This is a genomic window from Algoriphagus sanaruensis, assembly GCF_001593605.1.
Taxonomy (GTDB): Bacteria; Bacteroidota; Bacteroidia; order Cytophagales; family Cyclobacteriaceae; genus Algoriphagus; species Algoriphagus sanaruensis.
In genome coordinates this window covers 3,398,152-3,424,558 of the sequence record NZ_CP012836.1, presented here as the reverse complement: position 1 = coordinate 3,424,558, position 26,407 = coordinate 3,398,152, and the positions used below count along the sequence as shown (strand labels likewise).

The window sequence follows — 26,407 nt, the reverse complement described above, 5'->3', positions numbered from 1 at the left end:
AATTCAGAATCCCAAATCAAGCTGATTAGGTAAAAGCTGGAAACTTTTGCGGTGCCATTCGGTAGCTCCATGTTTTGAGATTCCCTCCCGATGGATTTTTGTCGGATAGCCGGCATTGGTCTCCCATCCAAAATGAGGGAAATCCAACGCTAATTTTTCCATGAATTGATCTCGGTAGACTTTTGCGAGGATAGAAGCAGCGGCAATGGAAGCAAACTTTCCATCCCCTTTGATCACACAGGTGTGAGGAATAGTAAGGTCTGATTTCCATCTATTTCCATCAATCAATAAGTGGTCAGGCACTTGATCAAGTTTTAATACCGCCCGCTTCATGGCCAAAAATGAAGCATTGAGGATGTTGATTTTATCAATTTCTTCCACACTGGCTTCCGCTATCGCCCAACTGATGGCTTTTTCTTTGATTTCATCAATTAATTCTTCGCGGTTGGATTTGCTCAGTTGCTTGGAATCATTTATCCATGGATTGTGGTAATCCACGGGCAAAATCACTGACGCAGCCACTACTGGTCCGGCAAGGCAGCCTCTGCCAACTTCATCGCATCCAGCCTCGATTCGATCAGCTTGTAAATAGGGGAGTAGGGGCATCGTGACTGATCGTACTCGGTTTGTGGATTTTATAGATCAATTCAGCAACAAGTGCAGTCCAACCGGTCTGGTGGGAAGCTCCCAATCCTTTCCCGGAATCGCCATGGAAATATTCATAGAAAAGAATGTAATCCTTGAAATGAGGATCCTCTTGAAATTTCTTTTGATTCCCAAAAACCGGACGGTTTCCTTTTTCATCTCTGGTGAAAATTCGAATAAGCCTTGAAGAAAGCTCCTTCGCGATCAAGTCCATCGTAACGAAATTGCCAGAACCAGTCGGGTACTCAATCGAAAAATCTCCACCGTAGTAGTAATCAAATTTCTTCAGGGATTCGATGATCAAGTAATTGATCGGAAACCAGATTGGACCTCTCCAGTTGGAATTTCCTCCAAACATCCGGGTATCGGATTCGCCAGGCGTGTATTTTATGGAAAGCGTGTCACCATTGATTTTCATGGCGTACGGATGCTTTTCATAGTATTTGGAAAGCGATCGGATCCCGAATTCACTTAGAAATTCATCCGAATCTAGCATGCGATGAAGGACGCTTTTCATCCGATGTCCACGAAGTAATGAAAACAACCTTCGTTTGTCGTATCCAGGCTGAATCCAACTTGAGACCAACGAGGCAAGTTTCGGCTTTTCACGAAGGAAAAAATCCAAGCGTTTTTTGAACTCAGGAAGGTTGTCGAATAGATCTTCGCGGATTGGCTCAACAGCAAATAATGGGATCAGGCCAACAATCGATCGAACTTTCAATTTCTTAGGTTCTTTCCCTTGGTAATGGAATACATCGTAGAAGAAATTGTCCTCATCATCCCAAAGGGAAATGTGTTCTGAGGAAATATTATTCATGGCGCCGGCGATGTACAGGAAGTGCTCCAAGAACTTCGTGGCACTGAATTGATACACGGTGTTGAATTCGCAGAGATCGAGGGCGATTCGCAACATGTTGAGTGAAAACATCGCCATCCAGGAAGTTCCGTCGGCTTGCTCCAATTTGCCCTGATAATATTGCGCGTGATTTCGATCGAATAAAGAAATATTATCCAGCCCTAAGAATCCCCCTTCAAAAATATTATTCCCCTCACTATCCTTTCGATTTACCCACCAGGTGAAATTGATCATGAGTTTATGCATCGCGCGCTCGAGAAATTCCCGATCGCCGACACCACCATTCATTTTTTTATCAATCTGGTAGACACGCTGTACCGCCCAGGCATGAACTGGGGGATTGACATCTGAGAAATTCCATTCATAGGCCGGAATTTGCCCATTGGGATGCATATACCACTCATTTAGAAGGAGTAGGAGTTGATTTTTTGCAAACTCAGGGTCAATTCTAGCAATGGGAATACAATGGAAAGCTAGGTCCCAAGCAGCATACCAAGGGTATTCCCATTTGTCTGGCATGCTGATGATGTCAAAATTTTGGAGATGTCTCCAATCGTGATTTCTTCCTTTTTTTCGCTGTTGTGGGGGTTGGTATCTTCCTGGATCGCCTTCTAGCCAGCGGTTGACATCGTAATGATAAAACTGCTTGGACCACATCAAACCGGCGAAAGCTTGGCGCTGGATAGATTTTAAGTCGGGATCAGAAACACGATCTTGGATTTGCTCATAAAATTCATCTGCCTCTTTCTTTCTCTTTTCCAAAGTTTGATGGCAAGTCTCCAAAGGCTCCTCTTCTTGAAGGTGCTGCATGCGGAGTTTGATTTCCACGGATTCACCTGCAGGTATTTTGAGTCGGTAGATCGCAGCTGCTTTAGTTCCGACTTCTTTAGGGTTTAATCGATCCTCGTCACCATGGACTACAAAATCGTTGATCGCATCTTTAGTGAATTTCCGCTCATTTGGAATTCCATACAATCGCTCCCGATTGGTCTCATTGTCGCAAAACTTGATTTCTGGATTGCCACAGAAGTTGAAAAAGTAATTTCCAGATTTAGGATGAAAGGCTTTGATGGAAGTCTCTCCATTTCTGGAAAGCTTCGGCATAAATGGCTCATGGCCTGTAAACCAGATTTTTCGAAACCAAACCGTTGGCATGGCGACCAATTCGGCCTCTTCCGACCCTCTGTTGTGAATGGTAGCGACGGCGATAATATCTTCAGCCTCGTTTTTGGCATATTCAATGAAGATATCGAAGTATCGGTTTTCATCGAAAATACCTGTGTCGATCAGTTCAAACTCGGTCTTTAATTTTCCAGCCTTTTGGTTTTCTTCGAGTAATTCTTCGTAGGGAAATTCAGCTTGAGGATACTTATAAAGCATCTTCATATAGCTGTGCGTAGGCGTGGAGTCCAGGTAATAATAAATCTCCTTGACGTCTTCCCCGTGATTTCCTTCATTTCCGGAAAGACCAAAGAGCCTTTCCTTGATAAATGGATCCTTGCCATTCCAAAAGGCCCAAGCTAGGCACAGAACCTGACGATAGTCGCAAATACCTCCAATCCCTTCTTCACCCCATCGATAGGCTTTACTGCGTGCATCGTCGTGGGTGACATTCTCCCAGGCGGCTCCATCAGGACTGTAATCTTCTCGAACGGTTCCCCATTGACGTTCGGTGAGGTAAGGTCCCCATTTCTTCCAATGGCTCTTTCGTTCTTTATCTTCTTGTAATCGTATATGTTCAGCTAACATGTAGAAATTCAGCGTTGCGCGGGGGGTGAAATTATCATTTTCAACCCATTTAAAAAGGAAAAAACCCAAATGGTTTGCGCTAAAGCAGGTTTTTTAATGTCTTTTTTGTAGTATTTTTTACCAAAGCCTGCACGGTAATAGGACTTTGGAAAGATAGGAAACCGATTGATTTTAACTCAAATCCATATTTTTAGAAGCCTTAAGCGGTTCTTGAATAATCGATTCAATGATTAATTTTTTTCTTCTACACTTGTAGAAATAAAAATGAATTCTACATTTGTAGAAAATAATTAAATAGACAATGAAGTTATCTGGAGCAGAGGAAGAATTAATGAATTTCTTGTGGGACTTAAAAAAGGCTTACTTGAAAGATTTATTGGAAAAATATCCTGAGCCCAAACCTGCATTAACTACCATTTCGACACTTTTGAAACGGATGCAGGATAAGAATTTTGTGGATTACGAATCGGAAGGAAAGGCTAGATTATACTTTCCATTGGTGAGCAAAGAGGCCTATTTTGGAAAACACCTTCAGGGATTGATCAAAAATTTCTTTAACGATTCACCTGCCCAATTTGCTTCCTTTTTTGCAACGGAAACTTCTCTCACGGAAGCCCAACTTCAGGAGCTTAAATCAATGATTGACGACCAACTTAATCGCAAGAAGTAATGGAATATCTGCTCAAATCCGTCCTTTGTCTGCTGTTGTTGCTGCTTTTTTACCGCTTGTTTTTGCAACAAGAGGTGCTCCATCGCTTCAATCGATTCTATCTTTTAGCAGCAGTCCTTGGGTCTTTTCTTATCCCTCTGATCACTTTTGAGGTTAAAAATGAAATATCTCCTACGCCTCTTTCTGAATTTGTTTTTCCTGCTGAAGTCCCATCTATAGACCTTCCGACTGCTTTAACTTCAACAGAAACTTCTCCAATCGCCTCTAGTCCAAATGCTGAAATTCCCTGGGCATGGATCGTTTGGGTCTTTTATCTCTCAGGAGTGTTGGTATTTCTGATTCGTTTTCTTCGAAATATCCGAATCATACGGGACCAGATTCGGCAAAATATTCAGGTGATTTACAAAGAGGAGACGCTGGTTCTGCTGGATCGTGAGACATCTCCCTTTTCCTTTCTGAACTATATCTTTTATTCCAGGTCGAACTACGAGAAAGATGGGATTCCAGAGGCAGTATTTCTGCATGAGCAATGCCATGTTCGCGAAAAACACAGTTGGGATATTCTCTTGTTGGAGATTTTATTGATTCCATTTTGGTTTCATCCAGGCTTGTATTTTGCTCGTCAAGCTATCCGACTCAACCATGAATTTATTGCTGACCAACAAGTAATCAGTAAATTACCAGTTCGAGATTATCAAAATTTATTGTTAGCTGTACTTACTTACCAACCTGTTGGTTTTGGAAGCAGTTTAAATTTCTCTCTCACTAAAAAACGATTCACCATGATGAAGAAAACTACCTCAAATACGAAGAAATGGGCTGTGATTGGGCTATCAATATCCTTGGTCCTGTTTTCTGGTTTTCTATTTTCCACAAAAGTAGCTGCAGATAAAGTTGAACAAGATCTCACCAATCAAGGCAGTCGCAATATTCAAGTGTTAACTGCTGCTTCCTCTCAAAATTTAACTACCTATTTGGCTCTTTATGGGAAGTACCAAACCCAAGTCAATGAAAATAGACTTTTCTCCAATTTCACTCAGGAGGAAATGATGCGTCTGGAGGGAGAGTTTCGCCTTTTGGATTTAACCTTTGCCAGACTTTCCTTGGAAGAGCGCAGACAAGTTAAGCGTGCCTCTTTCCCTTTTGCCAAAATTACCCAAGATGGAAAAGTTACTTATAAGAAAATCGAGGACTTAACTGAAGAGGAGCGGAAGAATATGGCCTGCTAATTCAACCAAATGCAGGTGAAGTGGAGTTTGCGCCGTTTTCAACTACCTGATTTTGGATTGTATGCTTTTCGATAAGCTCGCTTAAGATCCTTGGCCACGTGGAGTTCCATGCTTGGACTTCCAACCGAACCTCAGAATTAGATTGAGTAAGGTTTTCCAGTTTCCCAAAGTCGAAGCTATTCGAAGCCATCCCGGCACCCGAAGCCTCCGCATCCATTGCATTGCAGGCTTGTTCGTATTGACCGGCCACAGGTATCATCATCACCGGCTTGCCTAAATACATCGCTTCGCAAACTGATTCAAATCCCGCGGTACAAACCAAGCCCTTGCAGGCAGCCATATCCTCCAAAAACGTCCGATCATTAACTAGATGAAGACTGAGATTTGGTAGAGGATATTCGATCTCGGCGGCGTCTTTTTTATCCCAGTAGGCTTTGATCTGAAGATGTGGGTAGCGCTTGGCAAAGTGAATGACTTCCTCACTGTAGCCCGGATTGACCATGTAGGCGAGGTAAAAATCTTCTTGTCTTGAAATAAGGCTTTTGACCTCCTTGCGAAGCAATGGCGGGACAACCTGGACTTTGTCACAAGAGTTCTCTTGAGGTAGGAAAGAAAGTGCCAATTTCTCATCCGCACCAAAGGCAGTCATTTTTGTATTTATCTTGAAGAGAAACTTCTCCAAGTTTCGGTGTGGAGCAAAGTGAAAATCGGGGTGGGAGATCAGATATTGATGGCCGATCACCCAAAATCTAGCTTTGGGCTGAAAAATCAACTTGTAAAAGCCTCCCAACAAGTCGTAAAAATTCAGAATGACGTCTGGTTGAGTGTTTTGGATTTCAGCATGAATCGTATTTAAACTTTTCCAAAATAGAGGAGCTCTGAGTACATTTTTCCAAATGGTTTTTCCCAAATGAATCTTTTTCTGTTGGGGATCACATTCAAAATTTGGACTGTCTACAAGTTGAATGGGAGCAGCGATTTCTCGAGTGAAAAACTCGGGGATTTCTCTTCGCTTGCTTTTTCCGACGATTACGGAGGTGAGTTCATGCCCTTGAGATCGAATCAACTGGGCAAATGAAATGGCTTGGGTTAGATGTCCCCGGCCTTCTCCTTGGATAATGAACACAAACCGCATTCTTAAAACCGATAGCTAGGTGAGTCTAAGTCTTCCTTTCGATTTTCGAAAGCAACTTCCCGAATTTCTCCCCATGGAGAATCTTCCTTTGGTTCAGGTTTTAGCTGGGATTTAAAGTCGATTTCATAGTAATAAATCAACTGCCAGTTGCCATCATGATCTTCTGCTAATGCACTCATCGTCTCCACCCAATCCCCAGAATTCAGGTAATGAATTCCGTCGATCATTCGGTTTTCCGCCTTGTGAATATGTCCGCAGATTATCCCGTCACAGCCTTTTGATTTGGCCATTTTAGCAAGTTCCTCTTCGTAATCGTCGATGTAGGAGACTGCTTGTTTCACTTTTCCCTTCACATATTGGGAGAGCGAAAAGTAGGGAAGTCCAGCCTTGTATCGGTAATAATTGACGATTCGGTTGAGCCAAAGCAAAAAGGTATAGCCAATGTCTCCTAAGTAGGCAATCCATCGAAGATTGCTGGTAATGGAATCAAAAACATCCCCGTGAGTTATGAAATATTTTTTACCGGCAGATTCATAGATCATGTCCGTCTGAATATGAAGACGACCGATTTGTAGGGGTAAAATTTGATCTAAAAAATCGTCGTGATTTCCTCGGAGGTAATACACATTCGTGTTGTGGTTTTCGATCATTTTGAGCACCCGATTAAAAAAACGGGTATGTTTCCGCTTCCAGCTTCCTGATTTTTTCAATTGCCAGCCGTCGATAATGTCACCATTCAGGATGAGGTTTTCACAACGGTATTGCTTGAGAAAGTGGGCGATTTCTTTGGCTTTTGCGCCTTTGGTGCCCAAATGGACATCCGAAATGACGATTGTTTTGAAAGATGTATTCACTCGATCAGATTTGAAGGAAAATTAGATCGCTAGTGTAAATCCATGATGTTTAGGTTGTTAAGAATTTGTGTTGATTTCCGAATATTCTTCTGTAAATATGTACTTATCGTTAATGGAGTGTGAAAAACCCAAGTCTATCTTTACCTCATAACGAGTCTTTTTAATCTTGCTAATGAAAATCACTTATCAAACCCAAATGGTAGTCAGTATTATTTTAGAATGGGAAAATGCAATCCTATCTGAACTGGATCGAACCGAAGCGCTACTGCAGCAGGTTTTTCAGCAGACTCAGTCGCGTTTTGAAAAATTTGAAGTTCTGATTTTGCATAACGAAGCACAGGTTTCTCAGCTGTTTATTTGGGATTTTTTAAAGAAAGCCATTCCAGGATTTTTAGAGGCTGTTAACCTTAATTTTCAAGTGGTTGATCTGAAAGGTGCGCATTATTTTGAGTTGAAAAATAAAGGGGCTGAGCTAGCTTCAGGTGAGGTATTGATTTTTTTAGATAGTGACATTATTCCCCAAGAGAACTGGCTGAGTTTAATTTTGGAAGCCCATGACGATTATCCCAATGCCCTGATTTCAGGACATTCATACATTGATTACTCAACCTTGGTGGGCAAAGCCTTTGCTTTAGCTTGGTTTTTTCCCTTGCCTAGTGATCAAAGCGATGTCCTTCCTGTGGACCTTATTTTTTCCAATAATTTTCTCGCGCCTCGGACTTTGATGCTTGAAAATCCCTATCCACTCTTACGTCATGGGATCACCCGAGGGGCTGACGTGATTTTATGGAAGAGGTTGATATCCAAAGGCGTTCCATTATATGTTCATCATGGGGCAAAGGCCAGCCATCCATCGCCAAATGGTATTCAACATATTGTCACCCGAGCTCTGGCAGAGGGAAGGGATGAGTACCGAAAATTCCTTGAGCCTGAATTTTTGGTCGCAAAACCACTCCAAAAATTTTTGCGATTAGGCCTTTTTCGAAGTAAAAAGGTTCTTCGTTCCAATTTCAAAAATGGGAATCAAGTGGAATTGAAATGGTATGAAATGCCCGTTACGATTTCCTTGATGCTTTTTTACTATCAGTTGTATTTACTTGGAGGGATTTTAGCCGCCCTTTTTCCAAAGTTCACCCAGTCCAAATGGCAAATCTAGCCGGAGCCAAGCTAGATTTATGTAAGCGGTAAGCAACCTTCATGGCTTGGGATTTAGTTTCGTACCAAAGAAAAATTGGTATGAAGATGAGGAAATTAGGATTCGTTTTTGGCCTGATGCTGTTGTCCGTTTTGGCAGTAGCTCAGGAAATGGTCTACAAGGGGAACTATGAGCTTGCTGCTCGATTTTCTCCTGAGAAGGTCCGGAAGATGATTTTTTCTACCAGTGTGGATCCCCATTGGATGAAAAAATCCGATCGTTTCTGGTATGAATATGAGACTAGCGACGGAAAAATGTGGTATGTAATTGACCCTGTTCGACGAAGCAAATCCCCACTTTTTGATCGGGATAAATTGGCTGCTGAAATCACAAAAGCCGTCAAAGATCCCTTTGATGGGCAGCATCTCAAGCTGGATGATTTGAAATTGTTAGAGGATGAGAATTCGATTCAGTTTAAGGTGAAAAGTACCGCTGATGTGATTAAGAAGGATTGGGCTGACATCAAGGCTAAAAACAAAAATGCCAAGGATTCCTTGGAAAAAAAGGTCCATACATTTCGGTATTCCCTTTCTACCCAACAGCTCACTGAAATTGAAACTGAAAAAGATCCCAAGCGACTTTCTTGGGCTAATATCGCTCCAGACTCCTCGAAGGTTGTTTTTGTGAAGAATTTCAACCTTTATTGGATGGATAAGGAGAATTTTCTCAAAGCAGTCAAAGATGAAAAGGATAGCACGATTGTCGAGTATCAGTTGACCACTGACGGAGAAAAGGATTATGAATATGGCTGGGGAGATCGCGGTGATGACAACGAAGAAGTCGAAAAAAAGAAGAATGACCGAAAGCGAGTTGGGGTACTTTGGAGTACGGATAGCAAGCAGTTCATTTTGACTCGAACCGATGAGCGAGAAGTCAAAGACCTTTGGGTAATTCATAACACCCGAAATCCAAGACCTACCTTGGAGACTTACAAGTACGCGATGCCAGGGGAAAAAGAGCAGCCTCAGACGGAGCTTTTGCACTATTCTTTTGAATCCAAGGCCTTAAGAAAGCTTCCGATTTCGACGTTCAAGGATCAGACGGTATCACTTTGGTCCACCACTCCAGCGGTCAGTTCTCGGGATGATGATTTCAGACCGGCAACTTGGCTTGGAGACCTGAATGAGTTTTATTTCGCGATTACTTCTCGTGATTTGAAGCGAGTGGATGTGGTTAGATGGAACCTTGCAAAGGATCAAAAAGAAGTGGTGATCGAGGAGAGAAGCAATACGTACATTGATTTTGAAAAACTGGAGCTGGTTGGTAATGAATTGATCTGGTGGTCAGAGCGCGACGGTTGGGGACATTTTTACCTCTACGGAATAGATGGTTCTTTGAAGCGTCAGTTGACTTCAGGGCCATACCATACCGCAGGAGCAGCCCGTGTCGATGCGAAAACACGAAGACTTTTCTTTACTGCCAATGGTCGTGAAAAAGGAGAAGATCCTTATTATGAGCATTTGTATAGCGTAAGCTTGGATGGCGGCGCGGTAACCTTGCTCAACAAGGGGGATTTCAATCACGAGATCAGCATCAACGACAATGCATCCTTTTTTGTCAATAATTTCTCACGAGTTAATACTGTCCCTGCATCGACACTTTACGATCGGAATGGGTTAAAAGTAATGGAATTGGAGACTGCAGATTTAAGCCAGCTATTTGCTGCGGGATACAAATTCCCTGAGCCATTCAAATTTAAAGCGGATGATGGAATCACGGACCTCTATGGGGTGATGTATAAGCCGTTTGACTTTGACTCCACGAGAAAATATCCTTTGGTTCAATATGTTTATCCCGGCCCACAGACCGAAGCAGTCAATAAATCATTTGGGAGAAGTATGGATCGAACCGATCGATTAGCCCAGTTTGGCTTTGTGGTTGTCACCTTGGGAAATCGTGGAGGACATCCAGCTCGATCCAAGTGGTATCACAATTATGGTTATGGCGATTTGAGAGATTATGGATTAGCAGACAAAAAAGCAGCTGTAGATCAATTGGCAGATCGACATTCCTTTATTGATCGAAATAAAGTAGGAATTCACGGACACTCCGGAGGAGGTTTTATGTCTACTGCGGCTATGTTGGTTTATCCAGAAGTATTTAAAGTGGCAGTTTCTTCAGCCGGAAATCACGAAAACAATATCTACAACCGTTGGTGGTCTGAAAAGCATCATGGTGTGCAAGAGCGAGTTTTGCCTAGCGGAGATACGACTTTTGTTTATCAGGTTGAGAAAAACCCTGACTTGGCAAAGAATCTCAAAGGCCACTTGATGCTCAGCACTGGTGATGTGGATAATAACGTACATCCAGCAGGGACTATCCGAATGGCAAATGCGCTAATTAAGGCTGGGAAGCGATTTGAATTTGTGATTTTGCCCGGCCAAAGACATGGCTACGGCGATATGACGGAGTATTTCTTCTGGAAAATGGGAGACTATTTTGTCCGACACTTACTAGAAGATAACACCCCACCACCGGTAGATATGGTGGAAATGCAGCGGGATAAACCGCAGGATAAGTAGGAAGTTACTAGAAACAATAATCAGTAAACCTTTGAGGTCTTTTTGACCTCGAAGGTTTTTTTGTTTTCACTGAGTAGGCGCAAAGAACGTGGAGGGATTATGAAAAAAGAGGTCACAAGGAAAAATTGAAGGAATTAAAGCCTGAGCAGCGCTTTTGGAAATCCTTTGAGGTCTTTTTGACCTCGAAGGTTTTTTTGTTTTCACCGCGGAGGCGCAAAGAACGTGGAGGGATTATGAATAATGAGGTCACAATGAAAATCATCTTAAGGCGACCGCGCAAACTACACACTTCTTCCCAGCGTTCTCAGCGGCTCTGCGGTGAACTCTTCAATCCTTCACACACCGAAAACCCACTGTAGCATTTCGCTCGAAGCCTTGACTGACTCTCAGCAATTGTTGCCGATGGGTAAGCTCCCTCGGCCCACCCTGCACATACCACCAACTGCCTGAAGGTTTGAAATAAGAGCCTCCTTTTAGAATGATGTAACGGTGACTTCCAGACCAATATTCATCTTGGGTAAGCTGCCAAACCGAACCTACCAAGTCTTCAATTCCAAGGGGATTAGCTCCTTTCGGATAGGCTCCGACGGGATCGATTTTTCCATTTCCTAAATTGACCAAAGTAGAATCGATCCCGTCTAGATGAACAAATGTCAAGGTTTCCGTGACGGGTTCCAGTCTTCGGGTCACAGGAGTGGTTTGTTCCCAAGGCCATTCTCGGCCGGTTTCTCCAGCCTGGGCAGCATATTGCCATTCTGCTTCTGTGGGAAGGCGTTTTTTTGCCCATTTAGCGTAAGCTTTGGCATCTTCTGAGCTGACATAGATCACGGGATGATTTTCCTGGCCAGTTGGAATATTTCCATTTTTCCAATGCTTTAGAAAATTAGCGGTGTCTGTTGGCGAATATTTACTGGTTTTCAAAAAGACTTCAAACTCTGCATTGGTAACAGGATGCTTGTCCATCCAAAATGATTCGAATTGGATCAATTTGCCTTCCTCTTCTTTTGGGTATGGAATAAATGCATCCCCGTTGGTGGTTTTAAATTCAAAACTTCCAGCTGGAATTTGGATCATTCCTTTTGGTTTAGAATCACTGGAAGTGATCTTTTCCACATTGGAAATCTTCCTAGGAGTACCCGGCTTGAGGTTGATGATGGTTTCATCTATCAGAATTCCATCTTCCAGGTATTGAATGACAAAGTCCCCTTCAAAACGTCCAAAATGTTCAGAAATCTGAATTTTTAAATTAGCAGCAGGTAATTCCAGACTGTTCTTTGCATAGGTAGGCGCTCCAGCCCAAACGCGGATTTCCCCTTGGTTACTAGAGGTTTGAACCTGAAGAAAATCTCCCTCCAAACTCGCCCTAAGTACGATAGGTAATTGAGCGATGCAATCCACGGCTCCTTCATTATTGGTGCCTAGTTCATATTCCGGAAAAGCTTCTGTTTGTGCTTCAATCCACCATTTCCCATCTTTTTCCTCAGGATTAAGAAGTTTGTGATGCCATAGATCGACAAAATGGGTTTCCTCTTTAGGCTCTACTTCGAATAGTAATCCTCTAAATCCCTGAGGCCGGATGCTGTAAATTGTGTAGAGCGTTTTTTTCTCAGTTTTCCATTCATTGACCCAAAGACTATCTAGAAGAGTAGGGAGTAGCGGAGTGAATCCTCTGGAAGTAAAATTAAAGGTGTTCTCACGCAAAATCCGGCTGGTTTTTCCTAGGAATTCATATTGTTCTTCGACCCATTCGGGTTGTCCGGGAGCCATAATGTTAAGCTCCGTGCCGTAACCATTGAAAAAAGAAGTCGCAAATTCTCGCTTGATCTTTTCTTTGAATAATTCCGCCACTCGGAAAATTGCAAATTCAGGTTTGATCAACTTGTTCAGATTGAGCATAGGAGGATAATAAAGTGCATTGTGGACACGACCTGAAACAATGGTTGGCATAGCCTTCGGAATCGCCATCCCTTCACTGTACATGACCACACCCGGTTTGACTCGATCAGCAGCATCTTGAAATTCACGTCCCGCTTCCGCTTTCGTATCTAGGACAACTCCATCGGCATCGGTTGCCAAAATCAGGTCATACAAGCCTTCAAAGTGGTTTTTGGTGTTGGTACTTTCATCCCAAGGATTGTAACAGACAAAAAATCGCGTGCCTTTTTCACGACTTAGTCTTGCTTGGTTTTTCATTGCTTCCAAGCCACCCGGAAGGTCTTTAAATAGGTCAAATTGATTCCGCTGATCCAATCCCAAAGTCGGCCAGGTCGGCCAAATGCTGATTACATCGTCTCCTCCGTAGCGTGTTTTTCCTCTTTCTAGAAATTCCTGAAGAGTATATTCTCCTTTTTCCAAATCATAATAAAACTTATCCCATGCATACATCAAATGCATGACATAGCTGTGGCGAATCCATTGGAGGTCTTTTCGTTCGAATAAGGAATTGTCAAATTCAAGAAGCTCAAAGAGCATTTTTTCCTGAAAAACTCGAGTTAAACCTTGCTGCCATTCTCCTTCATAGGAAAGAGCGTGGAAATGGTAGTTGACTGTGCCTCCCGGAAAAAGGATGGTTTCAAATCTTCTTCGGGTTCCATTTTTGATACTTTCTCGATCTCGTCGGGTGACCGCAGCAATTTTTTTTGAGCTAGGAAGGGCAATTGCGGTGTACCCAAGTTCCCAGGCATTGTCAGGTACAATGACGTTTACAGGGCTTTTTCCGGGAAGGAATAGATGGGTGCGAGATAGTGCGTGTTTTCCACGGCCAGTAATCCAAACCTCCGCGTGGTCTGATGAAAAGGGAATAACATTGTGAAGCTGAAGGGTGTCGGAGGAAGTATTGGTAAACGTGAGGATCCATTCCAGTTCTCCATCATTTCTATCGATTTTTTCGAAACCTAATCGAATTTTTGAAGAAGGATTTGATGAGGAAAACGTCGCTTCATCCACCCAATAACTGACTAAAGGAATTGGTTCAGCAAGTGAAATGAGACCTTGATCTGATAAAATTGCGTCAATTTGATTTTTGGAGTTAAGCTGAAAATCCTGGATAAATGACTGTGCATTAACCTTTGAAAGTGAAAGGGCCAGGATTAAAATAAGGGGAATCGATTTTTTCATGATTTGATCTTCACTAGGATAACTTAGACAAAGTCAGGTGCTTTTCAAAACCTGATTCGCAGTCATTCATTTTGAAATTTTAAATTTGAATTTTAGGATATTCTGAGAAAATGCTCGATCCTGGAATTTTCAAAAAATTGTCCTTATCCTGATAAATGTCATAAACCATGGGTTTTTATCGAAATATATTTCGGTACCAAATAACCCTTGCTTATGAAATCAATTTTACGTTTTGGACGATTTTCCCTGTTTGTGATTTTCTTTTGGTTTGGAATCCTAAAGGTAATTGGGATCTCTCCCGCCGAACCTCTAGTCAATCATCTCTTTGATAAAATCCTGATGGATTTGATGCCATTTCAGGTATTTAATCGATTGTTTGGATTGGCGGAATGTGCCATTGGAGTGATTTGGCTTTTTCCAAAATTCACCAAAGAAGCGCTTTATGTTTTGTTGATTCATATGGTGATCACCTTTGTACCGGAGGTCATCTTACCAGATGATACTTGGCAAATGTGGTTTACTCCGACTTTGATTGGACAATATATCATCAAAAACCTCGCATTGATTTCCTTGGGTCTGTTGATCTACAAGAATCAAAAGGGCTTGGATGTTCCTTTGGTTTTGGAATCTAACTAATTGAAAAATGCCTCAATTTGGAGAAGTTGAGGCATTTGGTTTTCACTGAAAAATGAGTCAAATCTCAAATCAGTTTCGTGGTTCTTTTCCATTGATAAAATTCAAATTGTGCCTAATCTGAAGCCAAGCTACATGGCTTAAGTTGAAGTGGTTTGGAATAGTAGTGGAGGCATATTGAGTATTCCAGGTGAAAGCGATGTTTAGCGATTGATTCCACTGTACTGAAGGGCTGAGGATAAATCGGTTTTGGTCAAACACTTGATTTTTAACTTCCTTGCCTGCATTTAGAAAAATTTCATCGCCTAGATTTAGCAGTAGTTTTCGCTCAGGGTGTTTGGCAGAAAGCCGCATAATCGGAATCGCCACCATCAACGAATAGCGAAGGCGATAATTAAAATCCATCAGGTCGAAATCAAATGAATCAGCCCTGCTTTTAAAGAATCGTTCTTCCAATCGAAATCTCTGACTAAGGTTAACTTTTCCAATACTCGATTTATGAGAGATTTCCTGATAAGGTCGAAATTCCTGTCTGATCACTCGATTTTCAGCATAAAATCCCAAGTGTGCCAATCCTCCCGCAACTCGAAGTCTAGGACTTAAAGAATAGCCCATACCACCTCGAACGATGTATGAATTTGGTGCAGCAAACCCATCCTTCCATCGAAATCCACCATCCAAAAGGGCTGTCCATTTGGAGGAGACTTTGGCTTCATGGTAGGATTGAATCCATTGTTGTTGGCTTTTTTGAACGATTTTTTGAGAAAAACTTGTAGGAGTAATCCCTATCCATCCAAAGAGTATTATTGCAATTCTGATTCTGAAAAAGGAGGAAATTGAATTTGAAAAAGACAGGATCAGGAAGCTTTTTTGATTCATTTGTTGAAGGTGGTTGGCTGACCGAATTGCAAGATATATCCGTTGTTATCATATATAGCAAACTCCTTCATTTCCCATTCAAATACTTCGATTGGATAGCAGATTTTGGTTTTGTCTTTCAGTTTTTTCCATAATACTTCCACATCATCGGTGTTGAAATAAAAACTGCCGGTAAATACTGATTTTTCAAATGGTGTATGTGAATTGGGTGTCGCTAACATGAGATGAACATCATCTTTGAACAAGGAGGCCCATTGCCATTCTAAGTTTTTTTCACCCAAGGTAAATTCCAAAATTTCAGTATAAAATCGGAGGGTTTCCTCTAGATTTTCGGTCCACAAGATGGGTCTGAGTTGAGTTAATTTCATAGAGAAGAACTAAGATTTGGTCAAATCCTTAAAGCTTTTTCGTTTTTAGCGATGCAAATAAGATCGAGCTTTAAATAAGTATGTTAAAAGCTTGTGATTTTGATTGGAAGGGGAATTGGGAAAATTGTTTGATGACGAATTCCCAGGTTTAAATTATAAAAAAATGATTTTTAAATAGTTTAGAGAATAAAATTATAGGTACTACTTTTCAATCTCCTGCCTTAAATCTTCAAGATTTTTTTGAATCCCAGCTTCAAGGTTCTTCTGGAAAAACCCTTTTAAAAGTGAGGGTAAAAATCCTTCTAAACTTTCTTCAACCTGAACCAATGTCTGTCCATCAAACTCTGACAAAGTCCAATTATGAACTGCATAAGCTCCTATGGTTTTACCAGTCCATCCTAAGAAATTTGGCGTTTTGGCAGTGTGAATTTCAGATTGAAAACTGATTCCTCCTGCTCTCCAAGTAAATATTGCTCCAGGGACTACTGGACCCTGAATTTTAGCTTCGGTTACATCACTTTGCCAAGAAGGCCATTCATTTATTTGAGTTAAAGCGTCCCAAACTTTTTCTGGACTTGAAGCAATCACTATTTCACCTTGCGCAAAAACAGGGGCCTTGGGATTCGCTGGGATTTGATGGGTTGCATTTGCAGAGGCCTGTTCAATATACTTTTTAAAGGAATTTTCTTTCTGGACATAAGTAAAAATCCCTAGGCCTACAATAAATACAAAAAGCAGTGAGATCATTTTTTTCATTACGATTGATGTATTACCCATTAAAAATTAATTTGAAGGTGGTGCCTTCACCCAGTACCGAACGAACCTGAATATTCCCTTTGTGTCTTCTCATGATCTGCTTGGAAAGTGATAATCCAATTCCAGAGCCTTTCTTTTTGGTGGTGAAAAAAGGTATGAAAATTTTACCCAAAGCTTCTTCCTCAATGCCTTTACCCGTATCAGTTACCTCAATGATAATCTTGCCAGCTTCGTCAATAAATGCTTTCAGCGTGATGATTTTTAAGTCCGAATCTTCTACTGCCTGGATGGCATTTTGGAGTAGATTGATGAGGACTTGTTCGATTTGTGTTTGATCTCCAAAAAGTATCAATTCCTCGGGGTTAAGTTCTTTTTTAAGGGTGATTTGTAAGGAATCCAATTGATGTTGGAGAAGGATTTCCAGTTGATCAAAGAGTTTGGAAATGCCAATACTGCCAAATTTGGGCGTAGGAATATGAGCCAAACTTCTAAAATCTGAAACAAATCGGATCAGTCCCTCGCTTCGCTTTTCAATAGTGCTGATGCCCATCATGCAATCCTCCATATCCGAAGGATTGAGAGATTCGTTGTGATCGATTTTGTATTCAAGTTCTCCTTTCAAAGTTCCTGCGAGGGAGGAGATCGGAGCGATCGAGTTCATGATTTCGTGGGTAAGAATCTTGACCAGATTTTGCCAAGCTTCCATTTCCTTTTCTTCTAATTCAGACTGAATGTTTTGAAGGGAAACCAACTTAAACCGTTCGCCTCGCATCAAAAGCTCAATGACATAGACTGATAGCTGCATGATGCCGTCGGGATGAGCGATTTTTATCAATTCACTGCCTCCGGTACGAAGGTTTTGAATAGCGAGATGTAGTTCTTTATTGATTGATTCTACTTCGTGGATATTTTTTAATTCATCCACATTTAAGATTCGCTTTGCAGCGACATTCAAAATTTGAATGTCGCCGTTTTCTCCGAAAGTGATCAGGCCTATGCTCAAATGCTTGAATACAGATCTGAAATATTGGTAGTTAGCTTCTTTCTCGGCTTGATCTTCCTTCAGTTTGGCAAGGATTGCATTAAATTCAATGTGAAGATCATCCGTTTCAGTACCATCAAATTTGACCGGATAGAGTTGGGAATATTTATCCTGTTTGATATTGTCCAAAAACAGTCGAACTTTTTTAAAGGAGCTTTCCGAGTAGCGAAGCATAAATACAATCTGCAAGACAACTATGATCAGCAGGAGCGAAGTAACAAACACTCCCCAGCTGCTGCTGATGCTATATGCCAACAGAAATAATGAACCTGCCAAAAGGCCGATTCGACCCAATAAGCCTACCCTATAGTCCATATTTTTCCAATCTTCGGTAAAGCGAAGCCCGAGTGAGTCCTAGTTCTTTTGCAGCCTTGGAGATGTTTCCACCATTTTTATCTATGGCTCGCTGGATCGTACTGCGCTCCATATCATCCAAATTGAGAGTTGCGTTTACTGGGGCTTTTTCTGAGGTCGGTTTGGAAGAAAGGAAAAAGAAATCCCTGCTATCCAATTGATCCCCTTCAGCCATGATAATTGCCCGCTCGATCGCATGCTGAAGTTCTCGGATATTTCCTGGCCAAGGATAGCGCTGGAGCAATTCCATAGCAGAAGGAGTAAACCCAGAGAAGTTCTTTCGGTATTTCTGCCCGTATTGTTTCAGAAAGTGATTAGCAAGGGTTGGGATATCATCATGGCGATCGCGTAGTGGAGGAAGGAAAATTTCCACGGTGTTGATCCGATACAATAAATCTTGTCGAAAGGTGTTTTCCATCACCATTTCATGTACAGGCATATTGGTAGCACAGATCAAGCGAATATCAACGGGAAGTGGTTTGTTGGTACCTATTCGGGTGACTTCCCGTTTTTGCAGGACGGTAAGCAATTTGGATTGAAGGGGCATAGAAAGATTTCCAATTTCATCCAGAAAAAGTGTTCCTTGGTCAGCTACTTCAAATCTTCCAGCCCGATCTTCTTTGGCATCAGTAAATGCTCCTTTTTTATGACCGAAAAGTTCGGATTCAAAGAGCGTTTCAGTAATGGCTCCCATGTCCACTCCGACGAAGGTTTCATTTTTCCGAAGTGAGCGTTCATGGATAGCACGAGCTATGAGTTCTTTCCCTGTTCCATTTTCGCCCAAAATCAAGACGTTGGCGTCTGTTTGCGCAACTTTGTCAATAATGGAAAAGATATTTTTCATAGAAGCCGAGCTGCCGATAATATCGGTATAAGGCTTCTTCAAGTCTGTCTCTAATGCTTTTTGCTTCTTTTGAAGCTTGTCTACCTCATTATAGCTTTCTTTCAACTTGACCGCAGCATGCAATGTCGCGATCAGTTTTTCATTTTGCCAAGGTTTTAGAATAAAGTCGGTTGCTCCTTCTTTCAGCGCCTGGACAGCCATCTCCACATCGCCGAAGGCGGTAATTAAAATGACTACGGCTTTGGGATCAATCTCTTTGATTTGATTTAACCAATAGAATCCCTCTTTTCCAGAGGTCGTATCTTCCCGAAAATTCATATCCAAAAGGATGACATCGAAGCTGTTGTTGTTAATCAAAAATGGGATTCGCCGAGGATCTTTTTCTATCATGACCTCTTTAGCATGTTTTTTCAACAGCATTTTTGCGGCGAAAAGTAGGTCTTCATTGTCGTCTATAATGAGGATTTTTCCGAGTGTCTGCGTTTCCATGGTCAATTGTTTGGATTGATAGTTGGGAAAATGATGCCAAATCGATTCCCATGCAATATGTCCGCTTTTTCGGAAAAAAGTGTCCGTTATTGTACGTTTTTATCCTGTTTCCGAACACTTTGGTCGGGTTGGGTGTCCGATTTATAATCCTTACCTTTGTTTTTCACATTTACAAAAAGATCATGCAAGCAAAAAAAGGAGATGCCGTAGCAGTTCACTACACTGGTAGACTGGAAGACGGCAGTGTATTTGACTCTTCAGAATCAAGATCCCCACTAAGCTTCACGCTGGGAGATGGAAATATGATTAAAGGATTTGACTCGGCGGTTTATGGAATGGCAATCGGTGATAAAAAAACCGTGACGATTCCTGCTGCAGAGGCTTATGGAGAGCGAAGACAAGATATGATGATCGATATTCCTTTGGATCAAGTACCTCCACATATTCAGCCTGAAATCGGACTTCAGTTGACACTTCAAGGAGCAGGCGGCCAGCCTGTACCTGTTACCGTTGTCGACGTAACTGATGCTAAGATTGTGTTAGATGCCAACCACGAATTAGCAGGTAAAGATTTGATTTTTGACATTGAATTGGTCTCTATTAACTAATTCAAAGTCTTAAAACTTTGAAAAAGCCGAATAAGAAATCCCTTATTCGGCTTTTACTTTTTAGTTCCTTAGATGTAATGACTGATTAAAAAGTCTTCAAGAATTCCGGTAAAGGATAAATCCATAGTCGATCTTGACTTGCTAGTACCACAACTTTTTGTCCTATTTGGATGGATTGGATTTCAGCTTGTGGTAAAGGTCCAAGTGTGAAAGTTTCTTGGGTAGTTAGGGAAAAAATCTGGAGGGAATTTTCGTGGATCCAGAGGAGATTTTCCCTGTAAAAACAAAGCCTTCCCTTACCAGAGACAGGAAGTGATTGAATAAAATTAGCTTGATTATCAAAGAGGAAAATCCCTGAATCCTTCACTCGGAGAAACACACGGTTTTTGTATTCCTTGATTTCTTGCACTGCCAATTGTTCAGGGGATAAAATCAAGTTTAAGGGTTGTGATTGGATCAATTCACCTTGGGAATAATTCAGACTTTTTAGGGATAAGTCAGCCTCATCATATACCCAGATGACATTGTTATTCCCAAGAGTTGCAGCTCTTGGCAGCGTGATTCCATAGGTTAGAAAATCTTTTTCTACTAATGGATTTAAAAACCGATCCAAAATCCGATAGGATTGAAGGTCAGCAGAAAAGGAAAAAATATTGACCGTCCAGCTTGCTTCTAATTGCTGTAATCGGCCTTGACGGGGAGGAGAAAATAGATTGGATTGAACTCCAGTAGATTGGTATAAAAAAATATCGCCGGTGGTGGAACTGATGAAAATTTGATCCCGAGAGTCAATGGCGATTAAGTCTAGGTTTTTTACTTCAATTGAACTTAAAGGACTTGGCCAGCGCCCAGACTCCTGTCCACTTGCTGAATGGAAGAGAACTAATGTGAGCCAGAAAAGCCAAAATTTCATGGCTGAAATTCCTTTAGGTTAACCGAATTTTCACTAAATTCTAGGTAAGTAAATTGACTGACCCATTCACCTAAGTTATAATAGGTAGCATTTTTTCCTACCTCCAATTCCAAGGGCAGATGCCGATGTCCAAAGATGTATAGGTCGTGATGCATCTTACTTTCGATCTCTTTGCAATATTGCCAAAGCCACTCATCGTTTCCCAAAAAGTGATTTTCATTTTTAGCAGTGTTTGAAATTCGACTATGACCTGACCAGGCTTTTGCCAGTCGAATTCCTAAATCGGGATGTAGCCATCGGAATAACCATTTGGCCAAAGGGTTTGTAAATACCTTCTTTAAGAGCTTATAAGTATGATCTCCAGGTCCAAGACCGTCTCCATGACCCACTACTATTTTTTTGCCTTCCACCTGCAGCACAATAGGATGATGGTAAATAGGGATACGCAACTCTTGGGTGAAATAATCCTTCATCCATAAATCATGATTTCCAGTAAAAAAAAGCACGGGAATCCCTTTCTCGCGAAGCTGATGGATTTTAGAAATGAATGGGATGAAGCCTTTTGGGATTACTTCTCGGTATTCAAACCAAAAATCAAAGATATCACCAACCAAAAAAATCGCTGCTGCTTCATCTTCGATACTGTTGAGCCATTGGATGATTTTCTTTTCTCGGATTTTACTTTCCGGTGAATTTGGTGCACCCAAATGAAAATCAGACGCAAAGAATAACTTTTTACCAGAGAGGTGAAAATCTAAAGGTTGGAAATGCATGGATTAAAGATACGTGCAGCACGCAAAATTAAAAAAGCCCCGAATTTTTTCGGGGCTATAGTTTAGTCAACTTGATTGTCCGGATGTGGGGCCGGAATAGGTTCCGAACTGAGTGGGTCTGAGGATGATTCCTCTCCAGCTGGTTCTTGAGGACTAACCAACTCAGGCGATTTCGGAGTGTCTTTTTTGTTGGTGTAAGCTTGATAGGTTGTTTCCTTTTCAAAAGGTCGCTTTCCAATCAATCGCTCCAAGTCTGATTGGAAAAGAATTTCTTTCTCCAACAACTCTTTAGCTAAGGTCTCCAACTCATTTTTATGTTTTTGCAATAGTTCGATGGTTCTATTGTAAGCAAACTGAATCAATTTGCTCACCTCCTGATCGATCATTTCAGCTGTTGCCTCGGAATAGGGCTTGGTCATTTTGTACCCATCGCTCTTGCTGTCATAGAAGGATACGTTTCCAAGCTTCTCGTTCATTCCATATACTGAAACGATGGAATACGCCATTTTGGTGATTCGTTCCAAATCGCTGAGTGCTCCAGTTGAGATTTTTCCAAAGATGATTTCTTCGGCTGCTCGCCCACCTAACGTCATACACATTTCATCGATCAACTGCTCGGTCTGATACAAGAATTGTTCTTTTGGAAGGTATTGAGCGTATCCTAATGCAGCCACACCTCTTGGTACAATCGATACTTTTACCAAAGGATCGGCATGCTCCAAAAACCAACCAGCTACCGCGTGGCCAGCTTCATGATAGGCAACGATTTTCTTTTCTTCAGGAGAAATGATCTTGTTTTTCTTTTCTAAGCCACCAATCACTCGGTCGATTGCATCTTGGAAATCCTGCATGTCTACCGCCACTTTATTTCTTCTGGCGGCGATCAATGCGGCTTCGTTACATACGTTTGCGATTTCAGCACCTGCAAAACCTGGAGTTTGAGCTGCTAATTTTTTAGCATCTACATCTTCAGAGATTTTAACAGGCTTCAAGTGAACTTTGAAAATCGCTTCTCTTCCTACGATGTCTGGTTTGTCGATGGAGATTTGTCGGTCAAATCGACCTGGTCTCAATAGGGCACTATCCAACACATCTGGTCTATTGGTAGCTGCTAGGACAATTACCCCAGAATCAGTACCAAAGCCATCCATCTCTACGAGAAGTGAGTTAAGTGTATTTTCGCGTTCATCGTTTGATCCTGGCATTTGCCCTTTTCCTCTAGATCTACCGATGGCGTCGATTTCATCGATGAAGATGATACAAGGTGCCTTTTCTTTAGCTTGTTTGAAAAGATCTCTAACCCGAGCCGCACCCACACCAACGAACATTTCTACGAAATCAGATCCAGAAAGAGTGAAGAAAGGAACACCAGCTTCACCAGCCACGGCCTTGGCAAGCAACGTTTTACCGGTACCTGGAGGGCCAACTAGCAGAGCGCCTTTCGGGATTTTACCACCAAGCTTGGTGAATTTGGATGGGTTTTTCAAAAACTCTACGATCTCCTGAATTTCTTCTTTTGCTTCATCGAGACCTGCTACGTTGTCAAAAGTAATTTTGACTTTATTTTCAGCATCAAATAGCTGTGCTCTAGATTTTCCAACATTAAAGATTTGACCACCTGGACCTGAAGGACCGGCCATTCTTCGCATCATAAACCAGAAGAATACAAACAGGAGGATTAAGAATCCAAAACTGCTGAAATACGACATCCAATTTTCCTCATTGGTGACAGAAAAGCCGATTCTTTGATCATCTGGCAACTTTTCTTCCAAGGCTTGAAAATCAGCTTGGAATTTATCGGAAGTGGTCACCTGCAAGGAATAATGAGGACCTGCTGCATTAAAAAACGCAGAGTTGGCTTCGAGTTCTGTCTTGTATTTTGGATTTTGAAGTGCTGCAGGCTTTAGAGTTACATCGACCCGATTCATATTTCGGACGATCACGACCTTTGCTACATCCCCTGCTGTGTACATGTCCTCAAACCGCTTTTGAGTAATGTCAATCACTACTCCACGTTGCTGGATCCAGGTCAAACCTAAGATTACCATCACCGCGGCAACGATCAGCCAAAGCTGGAAGTTGTTTTTTTGTGGAGGCTTGGGGACAAAATTTTTATTATTACTATTCTTATCGCTCATCGCTTCTTGGTGTATTTCTTAAAATTGATTGTAAAACGAATAAATTCCCGGAAAGTTTGTTCGCCGGTTATCAGTTGATATAAGTTGTTTTGGCATCACCCCACAGCTCCTCAAGACCATAAAATTCTCTTTTTTCTTTGAGGAATATATGAGCGACTACATTGACATAATCCATCAAAATCCACTGTCCATTTGATTTTCCTTCCACTTTCCATGCTGGGCTTTCTCCGGCTTTGTGAACTTCTTCTTCAATAGATTTTGAAATTGCATCGATTTGGGTGTCGGAATTTCCGGAGCAAATCACAAAAAAATCAGTTACTGAATTTTTGATGTTTCTAAGGTCCATCACCAGAATGTCAACTGCTTTTTTTTCTTCCATTCCTTTGATGATAACCTTACTCAGCGCTTCTGCTGTCATATTATTAATTTAATTTTACGCGTCGGTTTTAATCTAATCTAACCAACCGAAAATTAATGTATAAAATTCTTGCCAACACGATTTTTTTGGGGAAAGATGTCCATTTCCTGCCAGAGTGTCATTCCACCAATGACATAGCCATGGACTTAGTCAAAAATGGAAAAGCAATCGAAGGAACCATTGTAGTGACCGACCATCAGACTCGAGGTAAAGGTCAGCGGGGAAACTCCTGGGAAAGTGGGCAAGGTCAAAACATTACTTTTTCACTGGTCCTTCAGCCTAAATTTTTGGACGTCACCGAGCAATTTTTGCTCAATATAGCTGTTTCATGTGCTATAGTTAAGGTTTTGAAGGAGTATGTTCTAGATATCAAGGTCAAATGGCCCAATGATATTGTGGCTCCAGGAATGGGGAAAATCGGAGGTGTTTTGATTGAAAATAGCATCGGTTCCAGAGGTTGGGAAGCGGCAATCGTGGGAATAGGTCTTAATGTAAATCAATCGGATTTTGCTGTAAGTACCGCCCAATCCTTGAAAACGCTGACCGGAACAGAATTCAATCGAGAGGAATTGTTAAAGCTACTGGTAGCACAATTGGAGCAAGAATATATCCAGCTCAAACGGGGAAATGTAACCTCACTTTGGAGATATTATTTATCCCATTTGTTTTTGAAAGACGAATGGGCTCAATATTCGGTGGGTGAACAATTAGTAGAGGGAAAAATTATAGGTGTTTCAGCGACTGGTCAATTACAACTTGAAGACCGATTTGGTGTAGTTAACTCATTCGGGCTGAAAGAGATCAAGTTTTTAAACAAGTAATCTGTTTTTCTATTCCCGAATTTATGAGGTAACTTTGCCGACTTAATCAGTGATTTTAATTCAATAACTACTTATATCATGTCAGAAATTAAGTCTGAAAAATTCATTCAGTACAAAGTAAAGGACATTTCCCTTGCCGAGTGGGGGAGAAAAGAGATTAGATTGGCAGAGGCAGAAATGCCAGGTTTGATGGCCTTAAGAGAAGAGTTTGGTCCTTCTCAGCCCTTGAAAGGAGCTCGTATCGCAGGATGTCTTCACATGACTATTCAAACTGCCGTCTTGATTGAGACCCTAGTGGCTTTGGGAGCCGAAGTGACATGGTCTTCTTGTAATATTTTTTCTACTCAGGATCATGCAGCAGCTGCAATCGCGGCAGCTGGAATTCAAGTTTATGCTTGGAAAGGGATGACCGCTGAGGAGTTTGATTGGTGCATTGAGCAGACCCTATTCTTTGGTGAAGCACAAAATCCATTGAATATGATTTTGGACGATGGCGGTGACTTAACCAATATGGTGCTTGACCAATATCCAGAACTTGTTGCTGGAATCCGTGGTCTTTCCGAAGAAACAACCACAGGGGTTCATAGACTATATGAGCGAATGAAAAATGGTACGCTTCCGTTGCCAGCAATTAATGTGAACGACTCTGTGACCAAATCCAAGTTTGATAATAAGTATGGATGTAAGGAGTCTTTGGTAGATGCGATTCGTCGTGCTACTGATGTCATGATGGCTGGAAAAGTAGCTGTTGTAGCAGGATATGGTGACGTAGGAAAAGGATCTGCTGCTTCGTTGCGAGGAGCAGGTGCTCGAGTGATTGTTACTGAAATTGATCCAATCTGTGCACTTCAGGCTGCCATGGATGGATTTGCAGTGAAGAAAATGGTGGATGCTGTAAAAGAAGCTGATATCGTAGTGACCGCAACAGGTAATAAGGATATCATCACCGCTGAGCATTTCAAATCCATGAAGGACAAGGCGATTGTTTGTAACATCGGCCATTTTGACAATGAAATTGACATGGCTTGGTTGAACAAAAATTACGGTCAAACCAAGAATGTGATCAAGCCTCAGGTAGACTTGTATGAGATCGACGGCAAAGAGATTATTGTTTTGGCAGAAGGCCGCTTAGTAAACCTAGGCTGTGCAACAGGCCATCCTTCTTTTGTGATGTCAAATTCTTTCACCAACCAAACCTTGGCTCAGTTGGAATTGTGGATGAACCATGGTAGCTATCAGCCAGGAGTTTATGTGTTGCCAAAGCACTTGGACGAAAAAGTGGCTGCGCTTCATTTAGCCAAGTTGGGCGTTCAGCTTGATACCTTGACTCAAGACCAAGCACAATACATTGGTGTAACAGTAGAAGGTCCATTTAAGCCGGAATATTATCGTTATTAAA

22 protein-coding genes are annotated in these 26,407 nt (G+C 41.6%); 8 read left to right on the top strand and 14 right to left on the bottom strand.

The window, feature by feature from the left end; translation table 11 throughout:
- Positions 1-3: 3 nt before the first annotated feature.
- Positions 4-606, bottom strand: coding sequence for a ribonuclease HII (locus tag AO498_RS14910; RefSeq protein WP_067549431.1), 603 nt, complete (start codon positions 604-606; stop codon positions 4-6).
- The gene (locus AO498_RS14905) at positions 578-3,250 is read right to left on the bottom strand and encodes an MGH1-like glycoside hydrolase domain-containing protein (protein ID WP_067549428.1); all 2,673 of its coding nucleotides are present in this window, start codon (positions 3,248-3,250) and stop codon (positions 578-580) included. The genes AO498_RS14910 and AO498_RS14905 overlap by 29 nt, the downstream gene beginning before the upstream one ends.
- A gap of 301 nt (positions 3,251-3,551) precedes the next feature.
- Between AO498_RS14905 and AO498_RS14900 the strand changes: the two genes are divergently transcribed.
- Entirely contained in the window at positions 3,552-3,920 is a 369-nt protein-coding gene (locus tag AO498_RS14900) for a BlaI/MecI/CopY family transcriptional regulator (protein ID WP_067549425.1), read from the top strand.
- Complete coding sequence (locus AO498_RS14895; RefSeq protein ID WP_067549422.1) at positions 3,920-5,149, top strand: M56 family metallopeptidase; 1,230 nt, start codon at positions 3,920-3,922, stop codon at positions 5,147-5,149. Before AO498_RS14900 ends, AO498_RS14895 begins: the two co-directional genes overlap by 1 nt.
- A 1-nt stretch (position 5,150) precedes the next feature.
- Here AO498_RS14895 and AO498_RS14890 read toward each other — a convergent pair whose 3' ends face one another.
- Entirely contained in the window at positions 5,151-6,284 is a 1,134-nt protein-coding gene (locus tag AO498_RS14890) for a glycosyltransferase family protein (protein WP_082792262.1), read from the bottom strand.
- A gap of 2 nt (positions 6,285-6,286) precedes the next feature.
- Positions 6,287-7,138 (bottom strand): UDP-2,3-diacylglucosamine diphosphatase, encoded by an 852-nt coding sequence (locus AO498_RS14885; RefSeq protein ID WP_067549419.1) that lies wholly within the window; start codon positions 7,136-7,138, stop codon positions 6,287-6,289.
- Positions 7,139-7,310: 172 nt separating this feature from the next.
- Between AO498_RS14885 and AO498_RS14880 the strand changes: the two genes are divergently transcribed.
- Together AO498_RS14880 and AO498_RS14875 are read left to right on the top strand one after the other, a co-directional pair.
- Positions 7,311-8,294 (top strand): glycosyltransferase, encoded by a 984-nt coding sequence (locus AO498_RS14880; RefSeq protein WP_067549416.1) that lies wholly within the window; start codon positions 7,311-7,313, stop codon positions 8,292-8,294.
- An 86-nt stretch (positions 8,295-8,380) separates the two neighbouring features.
- Entirely contained in the window at positions 8,381-10,855 is a 2,475-nt protein-coding gene (locus AO498_RS14875; RefSeq protein WP_067550555.1) for a S9 family peptidase, read from the top strand.
- 327 nt (positions 10,856-11,182) lie between these two features.
- Here the strand turns inward: AO498_RS14875 and AO498_RS14870 are convergent, their stop codons facing one another.
- Entirely contained in the window at positions 11,183-13,972 is a 2,790-nt protein-coding gene (locus tag AO498_RS14870) for a formylglycine-generating enzyme family protein (protein ID WP_067549413.1), read from the bottom strand.
- Between the two features lie 213 nt (positions 13,973-14,185).
- On the opposite strand from AO498_RS14870, the gene AO498_RS14865 reads away from it, so the two are divergent.
- Positions 14,186-14,608 carry a hypothetical protein gene (locus AO498_RS14865; protein WP_067549410.1) on the top strand — a complete coding sequence of 141 codons (423 nt, stop codon included), beginning with the start codon at positions 14,186-14,188 and terminating at the stop codon, positions 14,606-14,608.
- Positions 14,609-14,677: 69 nt separating this feature from the next.
- On the opposite strand, the gene AO498_RS14860 is transcribed toward AO498_RS14865, so the two are convergent.
- From AO498_RS14860 to AO498_RS14840, 5 genes are all read right to left on the bottom strand, one after another.
- Complete coding sequence (locus tag AO498_RS14860; protein ID WP_067549407.1) at positions 14,678-15,484, bottom strand: DUF2490 domain-containing protein; 807 nt, start codon at positions 15,482-15,484, stop codon at positions 14,678-14,680.
- Positions 15,481-15,852, bottom strand: coding sequence for a VOC family protein (locus AO498_RS14855; protein WP_067549404.1), 372 nt, complete (start codon positions 15,850-15,852; stop codon positions 15,481-15,483). The genes AO498_RS14860 and AO498_RS14855 overlap by 4 nt, the downstream gene beginning before the upstream one ends.
- Positions 15,853-16,053: 201 nt before the next feature.
- Entirely contained in the window at positions 16,054-16,608 is a 555-nt protein-coding gene (locus AO498_RS14850; protein ID WP_067549402.1) for an SRPBCC family protein, read from the bottom strand.
- Positions 16,609-16,621: 13 nt separating this feature from the next.
- Positions 16,622-17,965, bottom strand: a complete 1,344-nt coding sequence (locus AO498_RS14845; RefSeq protein ID WP_067549398.1) for a sensor histidine kinase — start codon at positions 17,963-17,965, stop codon at positions 16,622-16,624.
- Entirely contained in the window at positions 17,955-19,337 is a 1,383-nt protein-coding gene (locus tag AO498_RS14840) for a sigma-54-dependent transcriptional regulator (RefSeq protein WP_067549395.1), read from the bottom strand. The genes AO498_RS14845 and AO498_RS14840 overlap by 11 nt, the downstream gene beginning before the upstream one ends.
- Before the next feature lie 182 nt (positions 19,338-19,519).
- On the opposite strand from AO498_RS14840, the gene AO498_RS14835 reads away from it, so the two are divergent.
- On the top strand, positions 19,520-19,945 hold the full coding sequence (locus tag AO498_RS14835; RefSeq protein ID WP_067550553.1) for an FKBP-type peptidyl-prolyl cis-trans isomerase: 426 nt from the start codon (positions 19,520-19,522) through the stop codon (positions 19,943-19,945).
- An 85-nt stretch (positions 19,946-20,030) separates the two neighbouring features.
- Here AO498_RS14835 and AO498_RS14830 read toward each other — a convergent pair whose 3' ends face one another.
- The 4 genes from AO498_RS14830 to rsfS all read right to left on the bottom strand — a co-directional run bounded on the left by AO498_RS14830 (position 20,031) and on the right by rsfS (position 24,187).
- Positions 20,031-20,858 carry a hypothetical protein gene (locus AO498_RS14830; RefSeq protein WP_067549392.1) on the bottom strand — a complete coding sequence of 276 codons (828 nt, stop codon included), beginning with the start codon at positions 20,856-20,858 and terminating at the stop codon, positions 20,031-20,033.
- Complete coding sequence (locus tag AO498_RS14825) at positions 20,855-21,631, bottom strand: UDP-2,3-diacylglucosamine diphosphatase (RefSeq protein WP_067549389.1); 777 nt, start codon at positions 21,629-21,631, stop codon at positions 20,855-20,857. Before AO498_RS14825 ends, AO498_RS14830 begins: the two co-directional genes overlap by 4 nt.
- Positions 21,632-21,693: 62 nt before the next feature.
- On the bottom strand, positions 21,694-23,769 hold the full coding sequence (gene ftsH / locus AO498_RS14820; RefSeq protein WP_067549386.1) for an ATP-dependent zinc metalloprotease FtsH: 2,076 nt from the start codon (positions 23,767-23,769) through the stop codon (positions 21,694-21,696).
- Positions 23,770-23,839: 70 nt separating this feature from the next.
- Entirely contained in the window at positions 23,840-24,187 is a 348-nt protein-coding gene (gene rsfS / locus AO498_RS14815; protein ID WP_067549383.1) for a ribosome silencing factor, read from the bottom strand.
- Positions 24,188-24,243: 56 nt separating this feature from the next.
- On the opposite strand from rsfS, the gene AO498_RS14810 reads away from it, so the two are divergent.
- Both AO498_RS14810 and ahcY read left to right on the top strand, forming a co-directional pair.
- A complete protein-coding gene (locus tag AO498_RS14810) occupies positions 24,244-25,008 on the top strand; it encodes a biotin--[acetyl-CoA-carboxylase] ligase (protein WP_067549381.1) in 765 nt (254 codons plus the stop codon).
- A gap of 78 nt (positions 25,009-25,086) precedes the next feature.
- On the top strand, positions 25,087-26,406 hold the full coding sequence (gene ahcY, locus AO498_RS14805) for an adenosylhomocysteinase (RefSeq protein WP_067549378.1): 1,320 nt from the start codon (positions 25,087-25,089) through the stop codon (positions 26,404-26,406).
- Position 26,407 lies beyond the last annotated feature (1 nt).